9 protein-coding genes are annotated in these 12,181 nt (G+C 71.1%); 5 read left to right on the plus strand and 4 right to left on the minus strand.

Annotated elements, in window-relative coordinates:
- Position 1: 1 nt before the first annotated feature.
- From B2W79_RS05825 to B2W79_RS05840, 4 genes are all read right to left on the minus strand, one after another.
- On the minus strand, positions 2 to 1,183 hold the full coding sequence (locus tag B2W79_RS05825; protein WP_071327757.1) for a sensor histidine kinase: 1,182 nt from the start codon (positions 1,181 to 1,183) through the stop codon (positions 2 to 4).
- Between the two features lie 29 nt (positions 1,184 to 1,212).
- A complete protein-coding gene (locus tag B2W79_RS05830) occupies positions 1,213 to 1,458 on the minus strand; it encodes a YbdD/YjiX family protein (protein WP_083391627.1) in 246 nt (81 codons plus the stop codon).
- A gap of 1 nt (position 1,459) precedes the next feature.
- A complete protein-coding gene (locus B2W79_RS05835; protein WP_292787829.1) occupies positions 1,460 to 3,745 on the minus strand; it encodes a carbon starvation CstA family protein in 2,286 nt (761 codons plus the stop codon).
- Positions 3,746 to 3,970: 225 nt separating this feature from the next.
- On the minus strand, positions 3,971 to 7,177 hold the full coding sequence (locus tag B2W79_RS05840; protein WP_292787831.1) for a S8 family peptidase: 3,207 nt from the start codon (positions 7,175 to 7,177) through the stop codon (positions 3,971 to 3,973).
- 175 nt (positions 7,178 to 7,352) lie between these two features.
- Between B2W79_RS05840 and B2W79_RS05845 the strand changes: the two genes are divergently transcribed.
- The 5 genes from B2W79_RS05845 to B2W79_RS05865 all read left to right on the plus strand — a co-directional run bounded on the left by B2W79_RS05845 (position 7,353) and on the right by B2W79_RS05865 (position 12,149).
- Entirely contained in the window at positions 7,353 to 7,898 is a 546-nt protein-coding gene (locus tag B2W79_RS05845; protein ID WP_060923064.1) for an ECF transporter S component, read from the plus strand.
- 80 nt (positions 7,899 to 7,978) lie between these two features.
- A complete protein-coding gene (locus tag B2W79_RS05850; protein WP_292787834.1) occupies positions 7,979 to 9,646 on the plus strand; it encodes an ABC transporter ATP-binding protein in 1,668 nt (555 codons plus the stop codon).
- Positions 9,643 to 10,461, plus strand: a complete 819-nt coding sequence (locus tag B2W79_RS05855; RefSeq protein ID WP_292787836.1) for an energy-coupling factor transporter transmembrane component T family protein — start codon at positions 9,643 to 9,645, stop codon at positions 10,459 to 10,461. Before B2W79_RS05850 ends, B2W79_RS05855 begins: the two co-directional genes overlap by 4 nt.
- An 11-nt stretch (positions 10,462 to 10,472) precedes the next feature.
- On the plus strand, positions 10,473 to 11,348 hold the full coding sequence (locus tag B2W79_RS05860; RefSeq protein ID WP_071327761.1) for a siderophore-interacting protein: 876 nt from the start codon (positions 10,473 to 10,475) through the stop codon (positions 11,346 to 11,348).
- Positions 11,349 to 11,474: 126 nt separating this feature from the next.
- Complete coding sequence (locus tag B2W79_RS05865; RefSeq protein ID WP_071327762.1) at positions 11,475 to 12,149, plus strand: GNAT family N-acetyltransferase; 675 nt, start codon at positions 11,475 to 11,477, stop codon at positions 12,147 to 12,149.
- The last annotated feature ends 32 nt before the right edge of the window (positions 12,150 to 12,181 follow it).

The raw sequence follows: 12,181 nt of genomic DNA on the forward strand, positions 1-12,181 counted from the left end.
CTCAGTCGTCGTCCGGGTCGTGGAGGGGCTGCGATTTCGGGACTCGCATGCGCACCAGGGTACCCGCGCCGGCGTTGGTCTCCACGACCAGACCGCCCCCGCTGCCGTAGACCTGGCGGAGCCGGGTGTCGACGTTCCGCAGGCCCACGTGACCGCCCTCCTCGCGCGCCGTGAGCAGCGCGCGCAGGCCGTCCGGGTCCATTCCCACGCCGTCGTCCTCGACGAGGATCTCGGTGTGCGTGCCGTCGTCGCGGGAGGTGATGCGGATCTCGCCGCCGCCCTCCCCCGGCTCCAGGCCGTGCCGCACCGCGTTCTCCACGAGCGGCTGCACGGAGAGGAAGGGGATGACCGTCGCGAGGGTCTCCGGCGCGATCTGCAGCGTCACCCGCAGGCGGTCGCCGAACCGCGCCCGCTCCAGTTCGAGGTACGAGTGGATGCTGCCCAGCTCTTCCGCGAGCGTGGTGAACTCTCCCTGCCGGCGGAAGGAGTAGCGGGTGAAGTCGGCGAACTCGAGCACGAGGTCCCGGGCCCGGTCCGGGTCGGTCGTGATGAACGAGGCGATCGCGGTGAGGGCGTTGTAGATGAAGTGCGGGGAGATCTGGGCGCGCAGAGCCCGGAGCTCCGCCTCGGCGAGCTGGGTGCGGGAGGCCTCGAGTCCGCCGAGCTCGACCTGCGCCGCACACCAGTCGGCGACCTCCTCCGCCGCCCGTACGAGCGCGGCCCGCACCGGGGACGCGAAGGCGACGACCACCCCGACCGTCACCCCGTCGACGAGGATGGGCGCGCCGACCGCCTCCAGGTCGTCCGTCCGGGCGGGCGAGGGGAACACCTGCCTCCGCCCGGACGCGCGCACCTGGGCGGCGATGCGCACGGCGGCGGATTCGAGCCCGTCCGCGGCGCCGTCGAGGGTGACCGTGTCGTCCTCGCCGACGATGGCGACCGCGGCGCTGCCCAGCAGGGCGCGCAGGTGCCGGGCGGCCTTGACGGCATCCGGCCCGGTCAGTCCGCCGCGGAGGTGCGGGGCGGCGAGGCTCGCCTGATGCAGCGCCCGCAGCGCTCCCTGCTCCGCCTCGCTGCCGAGGTCGGCAGACCCGCGGGCGAACCGCCGGGCGAGCAGCAGCAGCGCCGTGAGGGCGATGCCGCCGAGCGCGCCGAGGATCGCGGCGAGGACGACGTCGTTCATGCGCTCAGCCTAGGGACGCGCCGGCGGGCTCAGCAGCAGCGGGCACCGGGATTGCGGTCCTGGTCGTCCATCCGCTGACGCCAGAACTGCCGCTCCGTCAGCGGCTCCTCGTCCGGATGATGCCGCCGGTGATGGGCGACGTACGTGGCGTACGCGGTGTCGCCCATCAGCGTCGTCATGTACCAGCGGATGCCGCGGCCGACCCGGCCGAGGGCGCTCCACAGCGCCCGCAGCGGGGAGGTCGCGGCATCCGTCCGATCCATCGCGTGGGTCATCTCAGTGCCGTGCCGCCGCGCGCTCTTCGGCGAGGATCGGCTCCCACTGCTTCTCCAGCTCGCGCTCCTCCGCGTCGGGGAGGAACCCGGCCGGGGCGAACCGGCGCGACGGGACGGGCGGGTCCTCGGTGTTCTCGCCGCCGCCGTTGCGGATCGCCTTCACGGTCGCGATGACCGCCATGACGATGACGATGATCGCGAGCACCACGAAGATGATCGACAGCGTGCCCTGCACCGCGGTGTTGCGGATGACGGCCTGCAGCACGTCCGGCGCGCCGAGCGTGGTGTCACCGGAGTTCAGCGCCTCCAGGTAGCGGAAGTGGTTCGCCCAGTATCCGATCGCCGGCACCGGCGAGAAGATCTTGTAGAGCGAGGCCGTGATGGTGACGACCGCGGTGAAGGCGAGCGGCAGCGCGATGATCCACAGCCACCGGAAGTAGCTGCGACCACGCTTGGCGACGATGGCCAGCACCACGGCGAGCGCGATCGCCGCGAGCAGCTGGTTCGCGATGCCGAACAGCGGGAAGAAGGTGTTGATGCCGCCGAGCGGGTCGGTGACGCCGAGGATGAGGATCGCTCCCCAGCCGGCCACCATGATCGCGGTGCAGATCCACACCCCTGGGCGCCAGGAGACGTCGCGGAACTTCGGGAACCAGGCACCGATCGAGTCCTGCAGCATGAAGCGGGCGACCCGGGTTCCGGCGTCCACCGCCGTGAGGATGAACAGGGCCTCGAACATGATCGCGAAGTGGTACCAGAACGCCATCAGCGCCTGTCCGCCGAGGGCCTGCTGCATGATGTGCGCGAGGCCGAGCGCGAGCGTCGGAGCCCCTCCGGTGCGCGAGACGATCGACTCCTCACCGACCGCCGCCGCCGTGCCCGTGAGCATGTCGGGGGTGAGGTTCACCCCGGTCAGCCCGAGCGAGTTCACGAAGGCGACCGCTCCCTCCACGGTGCCCCCGGTCGCGGCGGCCGGGGCGTTCATGGCGAAGTAGATGCCCTGGTCGATCGAGATCGCGGCGACGAGGGCCATGATCGCGACGAACGACTCCATGAGCATGCCGCCGTAGCCGATGAACCGGGTCTGCCGCTCCTTCTCGACGAGCTTCGGTGTGGTGCCCGACGCGATCAGCGCATGGAATCCGGACAACGCGCCGCACGCGATCGTCACGAACAGGAAGGGGAAGAGCGGCCCGGCGAACACCGGACCCATGCCGTTCTCGCCGAAGATGCTGACCGCGGGGACCGAGATCTCCGGACGCACGAGGACGATCGCGCCGGCGAGCATCACGATGACGCCGATCTTCATGAACGTGGAGAGGTAGTCACGCGGCGCGAGCAGCAGCCACACCGGCAGCACCGCGGCGATGAAGCCGTAGATGATGATGCCCCACGCGATCGTGGTGCGGTCGAGGTGGAAGAGCGCCTGACCCCACTCGGTGCCGGCGACCCAGCCGCCGCCGATGATCGCGGCCATGAGCAGCACGAAGCCGATGATCGAGACCTCGGTCACCTTGCCCGGGCGCAGGTAGCGCAGGTACACGCCCATGAAGAGGGCGATCGGGATGGTCATCGCGACGGAGAAGACGCCCCATGGGCTCTCGCCGAGGGCGTTCACGACGACGAGCGCGAGGATCGCGACGATGATGAGCATGATGAGCAGCGAGGCGATGATCGCCGCGGTGCCGCCGATCTTGCCGAGCTCCTGCCGCGCCATCTGGCCGATGGTCCGGCCGCCGCGCCGCATCGAGAAGAAGAGCACCGTGTAGTCCTGCACGGCTCCCGCGAGCACGACGCCCACGATGATCCAGATGGTGCCGGGGAGGTAGCCCATCTGCGCCGCGAGCACGGGGCCGACGAGGGGTCCGGCGCCGGCGATGGCGGCGAAGTGGTGACCGTAGAGCACCCGGCGGTCGGTGGGGACGTAGTCCTTGCCGTCCTGCTTCACCTCGGCGGGCGTGGCGCGGCGGTCGTCGGGGCGGGTGATGTACCGCTCGATGACCTTGGAGTAGAAGCGGTAGCCGATCAGGTAGGTGCAGACGGCGGCGAACACGAACCAGATCGCGTTCACGGTCTCGCCGCGCACGATGGCGAGCATCACCCAGGCGACGCCGCCGAGGAGGGCGATGGCCGTCCACAGCAGGATCTTCGGCAGGGTCCAGCGGCGGCTCTTGGCCTCGTGCTCCGCGGAGAGGGCGACGGGTGGGAGGTTCGGGTCGGTCTCGATGACGGGGTCGTCGTCGACGAGCCCGGCGCCGTCGCGGCGGCGCGACGAAGGTGCGGTCATGGGGTTCTCCTCTGGGGGCGCATCATTGCGTCTCCCCACGGTAGGGAGTGCGTGCCGCTGTCGCTTCCGGATCCGGGGACGCTGCGACGAGCGGCGGGGGTCGTGCGACGAACGGATGCCCGGACGTCCTCGCCCCGGCACGTCTGCACGACCTGGATACGACGGCACGGCCGCACGAGGGATCACCTCGTGCGGCCGTGACCGGGTCGTGCAACCGTTCCCGGATCACCCGGGGGCGTCGGTCTCCGGAGGCGCGGTCGGCTCGGGAGTCGGCCCCGGCGTCGGAGTCGGCCCCGGCGTCGGAGTCGGATCCGGGGTCGGCGTCGGCTCGGGAGTCGGCGACGGCTTCGGCGCGGGCGTCGGCTGCTTCGGCGCGGCGTCCGCGGGCGTCGTGACCGTCACCACCGTGCGCACCGCCGAGTCGCCGTACTGGACGAGTCCGAGGTAGCGGGTGCCGGCGGTCAGACCGGTCCAGCTCAGCTCATAGCTCGTCTTCTCCCCGCGGACCGCGGCGATCGGGTTCGGCGTCGCGGTGAACGAGCCCTCTCCGTCCGGCAGCACGGAGGCGTGGGTCATGTCCCACGTCATCGGCCCGGTCGTGGAGTACACGTTCGCCACGACGAGGTAGGTGCCCGCGGTCGGTGCGGGGATCGTCACCTGCTCGTCGGCCGAGCCCGTCGCCGACTGCCAGCGCTCGTAGTAGCGCAGGTCGTCGGGGCTCACGACCCGGTAGACGGTGAGGTCGAGGTCACTGCCCTCGTCGTCGGACGAGTCGAGGTCGAACCGCGAGAGGGTGGCCCCCTCCGGCACGTCCACGATCCAGGACACGTCCTTGTTCGCGTCGCCCGAGTTCTCGTTCCCGGAGTGCCCCTCGACGGGGTTGTCCGGGTCGCTGAGGAGCTGGAACGGCGTGAGACCCGAGACGCCCAGCGCCAGGTCTCCGTCGAGGCCGGGGATGATGTCGACGGTCGTGCTGCCGTCGACGCCACTGCCGGTGACCTCGGCCGGGGCATCCGCCGTGACCGGGAACACCGCGATCGGCGAGCGCACCGTGTTCTTCTTGCTCGTCCAGGTGAGCGAACCCGTGGCCCACTGCTCGACCGGCGCGGTGGTGCTGTCGAACGTGACCGTGAAGGTCTTCGTCTGCCCGGGCTTGTCGAAGGCGAGCTGGGACGGCGTGACGGTGACGTTCACGCCGGGGACGGAGGCCTTCGCCGTGAACACGCCCTTCTCGGTCGACGTGACCGAGCGGGTGACGGTCTGCGCGCTGGCCAGGGACCCGATCGAGATCGATGCCTGGTTCAGGTCGCTGCCGTCGATGGGGTCGATGCCGGGGAAGTCCGACAGCCCCTTCCCGTCGAGGAAGGCCGCCCAGTCCTTGAAGCCGTTGAGGTAGAGCAGACCCGGGTTCAGGAACCGCGTCGCGTCGACCTGCCCTGCTCCCTGCTCGAACGGATTGGTGTTCTTCGAGCCGTCGGGCAGCACGGTGTCGAACGCGGTCGTCATCAGGGCCGAACGGATCTCGCCCGGGGTCGCCCGCGGATGCTCGCCGAGGTACAGCGCGCCGAGGCCGGCGATGTGCGGGGAGGCCATCGACGTCCCGGAGAGGATGCCGAAGGTCGGGTCCTCACCCGGGGCGTTGTGCGTGGCGGCGAGGATCGCCACTCCCGGAGCGGCGATGTCCGGCTTGAGGACGTCGGTGCCGTCGGCGAGCATCGGTCCGCGGCTCGAGAAGCCCGCGATCTGCGGGGTCGGCGTGGTCACACCGGTGGTGTTCTCGCCGACGAGGGTGATCGGCCGATCGACACCGCCCTGCACGTAGGCGAGCACGGCCGCGTGGTGCACGGCGTTCAGGTGCACGGTGGGCACGGCGTGGAAGTCGTTGTCGAGGGAGTCCGCACCGCCGGGCACGTTCACCAGGACCATCCCGATGCCCCCGGCGGCCTTCACGACCTGGGACTTCTCCGCGCGGGCGTTGCCGCCGCGGTCGCAGACGACGATGTGTCCGGCGACCTTCGCCGGGTCGAGGGTGCCCGGCAGGCACAGCTGCGCATCCGCCGCACCGGACGCCGCGGCATCCACGGCGGCGATGGAGGGTCCGGAGACGCTCTCACCGAACGGGACGGTCACCGAGGCGCCGGCCTGCTCGAAGCCGTCGAACTGCACGGTTCCCTCCCACGTGGGGATGGTGGAGGCGGCGACCGTGGTGTACCACGGCGAGGCGTGGTCGGCGGTGACCGGATCGGGGCCGTCGTTGCCGGCGCTGGTCGCGACGAAGACACCGGCGGCCGCGGCGTTGAGGAACGCGAGGTCCTCGGGAGCCATCACGGTGCTCGCGGCGCCGCCGCCGATCGAGTAGTTGATCACATCGACACCGTCCGCCACCGCCTGATCGATCGCGGCCACGAGGTCGCTCAGCGCGCAGATGTCATCCGTGGTCACTGTCGTGTCCGGGCCGACGTAGCAGGCCTTGTAGGCCGCGACCTTCGCCCCGGGGGCGACGCCGGAGACCGTTCCGAAGTCGACGCCCTCGATCTCGGCGTCCACTCCGAAGTTGCCTGCGGCGGTGCTCGCCGTGTGCGAGCCGTGACCGTCGCCGTCGCGCGGGGAGAGGTAGTCGTACTGGAAGTCGAACCCGGCCGCCTGGGCTCCCGCGAAGAAGTACTGCCCGCCGATGAGCTTCGTCGAGTAGTCGCGCTCGTCCCAGTCCTGACCATCGACCATCGCGCCGCGGAACTGTCCGCCGTCGGACTTGTCGAAGTAGACGTAGGTGCCGTCGGTGTACGGGTCCGTGCCCTTGTGCCGGCTGTTCTGCTTCTTCTGCTGCTTGAGCTTCTTGCCCTCGAACGAGGGGTGCTCGGGAGCGATGCCGGTGTCGATCACACCCACCACGACGCCCTCGCCGGCCTTCTTCACGCCTCCGGTCTGCTGCCACACCCCACCGCGGCCCTTGCGGTCGTCGCCGAGGCCGAGGTAGTCGGTCGAGGTCTGCGCGTCGGGGTGGCGGATCTCGTCCGGATACACCCCGAGGACGTCCTTCGAGGCGCGGAGCTGGTCCACCTGCTCACCCGAGAGGTCGGCGCTGAAACCGTTGAGCACGACCTGGTAGGTCGTGTCCGGGGTGACGCCGACGTCGTTGATGAGGCTCTTCTGCTCGGACTCGAGGTGCTTGACGTAGCGCCGCGCGTCCTGCGACTGCGTCTCGAGCTGCTCGCCCTCGTCAGGCTTCGTCGCCTTCAGGCCCTTGACGTCGCCTTCGTAGCTGGCGAGGGGATCGGCCTTCATGATCACGATGTAGTGCCCGGGGGTCCCCGCGACCGGAACGGGGTGCGTCACCTCCCCGGTCGCTGCGTGGCCTGCGGTTGCCGTCGATGCGATGAACAGCGTCGCCAGGGTGGTGGCTGCTGCGATCCGAAGGGGTGTTCGACCCATATCTCGCTCCTGATGATCCGATGATCCCGATGCCGCGTCGTCGCCGCACCGCGGCTCACGATAGCCCCGCCGTTCGGCGCCGGATCGAGAACTGAACGATGGTCGCCCCCGATCGTGCCGATCGGTCAGGATGGACGGCGGCCGACTCTCCGAATGTCGCCAGTAGGCTGGAGACGTGGCCCGAACCTCCGTCCTGTCGACCAGAGTGCTGCTGATCTGCGCGGCGATCGGCGTCGCCACGGGCATCCTCGGCGGCATCGCCGGATGGGTCACTCCCCTCCTCCTGGCCAGCCCGCTGCTGTTCCTCTACGGCCTCGTGCTGGGCTCGCACGTGCTGCCGGGCATCATCGCGCAGGAGGTGCTGCGGCTGCCGTTCGTGGCGCTCATCACGCACGTGTTCGCCGCCCTCATCGCGAGCGCCTTCAACCCGGCGTGGTCGCTGCGGTTCATCGGCACGGCGCTGCTCTTCGGTCTCATCCAGGAGGGTGTCGCCGCCCTCACCCGCTATCGCTCCTGGGGCGCCTGGCGGTTCTTCGTCTCGGCGGTCGTGATCGGCGTCGTCGTGGCGGTGGCGGTGTTCTTCGCAGCGAACCTCGCGGTCATGCCGCTCTGGGCCCAGCTGCTGTACCTGACGATCTCCGTGCTCGGCCCGGTGGCCTGGACGGCGATCGGCCTCGCCATCGGTTCGGCGCTGCGCACCGCCGGCGTCGCGCGCCGCTGATCACGCACCGGGCCCGCTGGCAGCACAGGTAAGGCTCAGCTAAGTTAGAGGCACACCCTCCGTCGAACCAGGGACGTGCCGTGCGCCCATCCGCACCCCTCCTCCGCGTGCGCGAGCTGACCCTCACCCACGCGGACGCCGTGCACCCGTCGCCCCGCGATGTGACCTTCGACATCGATCCCGGCGAGGTCGTGCTGCTGCTCGGCCCGTCCGGTTCCGGGAAGTCGACGCTCACGCTCGCTCTCAACGGCCTCATCCCGCATGCGCTCCCCGCGACCATGACCGGCACCGTCGAGGCCGGCGGCATCGACACCACCACCGCGCACACCGCGACGCTCAGCACGCACGTCGCCATGGTCTTCCAGGATCCGGACGCGCAGATCGTCACGGGGACGGTGTACGACGAGGTGGCCTTCGGTCCGGAGAACCTTCTTCTCCCGGTGGAGACCGTGCGCGCCCGCGTGGAGGAGGCGTTGCGGCGCGTCGGCCTGTGGGAGCGCCGCGACGACAACCCCGACCACCTGTCCGGCGGCGGGCGGCAGCGTCTCGCCATCGCCTGCGCCCTCGCGATGGGCTCTCCTCTCATCGTGCTGGACGAGCCGACCGCGAACCTCGACCCGCAGGGGATCGACGACGTGTACGCGGCGCTGACCGAGGTCGTGGCCGCCGGGGACCGGGCCATCCTCCTCGTCGAGCACAACCTCGACGCCGCGATGCGCTTCGTCACGCGCACCATCGTGCTCGACCGCGAGGGCCGGGTGGTCTTCGACGGTCCGGCGGCCGAGACCATCCGCGCACACGCCGACGAGCTCGTGGCGATGGGAGTCTGGCTGCCCGCCGCGACGCTCGCCGCGCTCCGCCTCCGCGACCGGGGGATCGTCCTCGACCCGCTGCCACTGACGCCCGAGGCGCTGGCCGCCGCACTTCCTCCCGGCCCCCGCGCCGCGTCCTCGGTGCCGGTCGGCGATCCTCGCCCCGCCGACCGGGAGCCCATCATCCGGGCCCGCGGCCTCACGGTCGCACGGCGCCGCACCGAGATCCTGCACGGGGTCGACCTCGACATCGCCGCCGGGAGCCTCACCGCGATCGTCGGGGCGAACGGGGCGGGCAAGACGACGCTGATCCAGGCTCTCGCCGGGGTCGTGCCGCCGCCGAGGGGTCGGGTCTCCGTCGACGGCATCGACCCCGGGACGGCCTCGCCTCGGGAACTCGCGGCGCGCATCGGCTTCGTGTTCCAGAACCCGGAGCACCAGTTCATCGCCGCCACCGTGTTCGACGAGCTCGCCCACGGTCTCCGCCTGCGCCACGTGCCGGACGACGAGGTCCGCACGCGGGTGGCGGAGATGCTGGAGCGGTTCGGGCTGTCGCACAAGGCCGGGGTGCACCCGTTCCTCCTCTCCGGCGGTGAGAAGCGACGGCTCTCGGTCGGCACCGCCCTCATCAGCCGCCCCCGTGTCCTCGCCCTCGACGAGCCCACCTTCGGGCAGGACCGCGCCAGGGCGGCCGAGCTCCTGGCGCTGCTGGAGAGCCTGCGGGCGGACGGCACGACCGTGGTCATCGTCACCCACGACCTGCAGCTCGTCGCCGAGCACGCCACCGACACGGTCGTCCTCGCCGACGGGCAGGTCCGGGCCGCCGGTCCGACGGCGGCACTGTTCGCCGATCCCGCGATCCTCCCCTCCGCCGGCCTGCGCGTCCCCGCGTTGCAGCGTGTGCTCACCGCGGCCGGGTGGGAGGTGTCGCCATGACGATGACCACGCTCGATCCGTATGCGCCGCTCACGGCCACCTCGCGGCGGCAGTTCCTCTACGGCCTCAACCCGCTGGCGAAGGTCGCCGGGTTCGCCCCCGCGATGCTGCTCCTCGTCTTCGTGCGGGACCTGGCCACCCCCGCCGCCTTCCTCGTGCTCGCCTACGCCCTCATCCTCGTCGGGGCGCGGGTGACGGGGCGCCTCCTCGCGCTGCTCCTGCTCGGCCTGCCCGCGGGCATGGTCGCGATCGGCGTCGGCTTCTCGCTGTGGGTCGACGCGGCCCTGGTCGCCGACACCACCCCCGTCGTGACGATCGGCGACTGGACCCTCTACGGCGGCGCCCTCCTCATCGGGTCCGCCACGGCGCTCCGACTCGGCTCGATCGTCGCGCTCGCGCTCGTCGGCGGCCTCACCACCAGCGGTTCCGACCTCGTGCGTGCGAGCGTGCAGCAGCTGCGCGTGCCGTACCGCATCGGCTACACGGCCCTGGCCGCCTTCCGCTTCGTGCCCCGCTTCGGCCATGAGCTCGCCGTCATCCGCGCCGCGCACCGGGTGCGCGGCTCGCACGGCGGCCGCGGCCCGTTCGCCCGGATCGCGCGCGGGTGGGGCTACATCGTCCCGCTGCTCGCGGGCGCCATCCGGCACGCGGAGCGCGTCGCCCTCGCGATGGACTCCCGGGCGTTCGGCGCGCATCCGACCCGGACCGAGCGGCACCTCGTGCCGTTCCGCGCGAGGGACACCGTCTTCACCGTGGTCATGCTCGCCGTGTCGGCCGCGATCTTCGTCGTCTTCTTCCCCTGGCAGCTCCCCTGAAAGGTGCCCGCATGGCATTCAGCAAGATGGTCAAGCCGGAGACGGCCGAGCTCCTGCACCTCACCGTGCTCCGCACCGAACGGCTCGCGCCGCACTGGGTGCGGGTGACCCTGGGCGGCGGCGAGATCGACCGCTTCCGTCCGATGGGCTACGACCAGTGGTTCCGGCTGTTCCTGCCGATCGGCGGGGAGGCCGGGCTCGAGCGGGTGCCCGCCAAGGCGAACCGGATGCTCGGGTATCTGAAGTTCCTCCGCATCCCCGACGGCGAGCGCCCCGTGATGCGCAACTACACCGTGCGCGCGTACCGCCCGGCCACGCCCGAGACCGGCGCCGAGCTCGACGTCGACTTCGTGCTGCACGGCTCGGCGGCCGACGGCACCGCCGGTCCGGCCTCCCGATGGGCGGAGACCTGCGCCCCCGGCGAGCACGTCCTCATCATCGACGAGGGCCTGACGTTCAACCCCGAGCGGGGCACCGACCGGGTGGTGCTCGTGGGCGACGAGACCGCCCTCCCTGCGATCGCGTCGATCAGCGCCTCCCTGCCGGCCAACGCCGCGGGCACGGCGATCATCGAGGTCCCGTCCGCGGAGGACGCCCTGGAGTTCGCGCATCCGTCGGGGCTCGACGTGGTGTGGATCGTGCGGCCGCACGAGATCCCGCCCGGGGTTCTCGCCCTGGACGCCCTCGCTCGCACCGCTCTGCCCGATGCTCCGTTCCACGCGTACGCGGCCGGCGAGCAGGCCCTGGCCTCCGGCGTCCGCAAGCAGCTCGTCGGCGAGCGCAGCGTCGACAAGAACGCCGTCAGCTTCTGCGGCTACTGGAAGATCGGCGCCGCCTCCCCCGCCTCGAAGGCCGCACGCGAAGCCGCCGCCGAGCCCCTCGCCTGAGGCCGGGCACGACTTCGGAGACAGGGCACGACACGCCGGGGCGGAAGAGGCTGCCCCGGCATGTCGTCCGGAATCTCCGAAGTTGTGCCCGGAGACCGGCGTGTGGAGCGATGCCATACTGTGGCGATGACAGCCGCCGACCTGGTTCGCCGCTGGCCCGCCGCGGGGGTGCGAGCGCGTGCCGGAGACCTCGAACTGCGGTGGCTGGATGACGATCTGCTGGTCACCCTGGGCGACCTCGCCGCACGCGGCGTGCACGATCCGGGCCGGATGCCCTTCGCCGTCCCCTGGACTCGCGGTGACACGGACACCGTTGTACGCCGACTCCTGTCGTACCAGTGGCACGCCCGCTCCCAGATCGCTCCCGAACGGTTCATGCTCGAACTCGGGGTGCTGGTGGACGGCATCCTCGTCGGTGTCCAGGGCGTGAGCGCCGACGATTGGGGCATGCGGCACCGAGCGGAGACGGGCTCCTGGCTCGGTATCGAGTATCAGGGCCGCGGCATCGGCACACGGATGAGAGCTTTGATGCTTTTCGCACTGTTCGACGGCTTGGGGGCACGAGAGGTGACCTCGGGCGCCTTCGCAGACAACGCCGCCTCGAACGCAATCTCCCGGAGGGTCGGCTACCGTCCCCACGGCACGACGATGGTGGTCCGCGAGAACGCGGCGACCCCGCACCACAACTACTCGATGACCAGGGATCGCTTCGAGGCGGTCCGCGAGCAGAATCTCGCCCTGCTCGGTGGCGCCGTCACGCTCGACGGGTTCGACACCCTCCGGCTCATGCTCATCCCCTGACCGGGCACGACTTCGGAGATTCCCCTCGGCAC

The sequence above is a fragment of the Microbacterium sp. UBA7513 genome (assembly GCF_002478345.1).
Classification (GTDB): domain Bacteria; phylum Actinomycetota; class Actinomycetes; order Actinomycetales; family Microbacteriaceae; genus Microbacterium.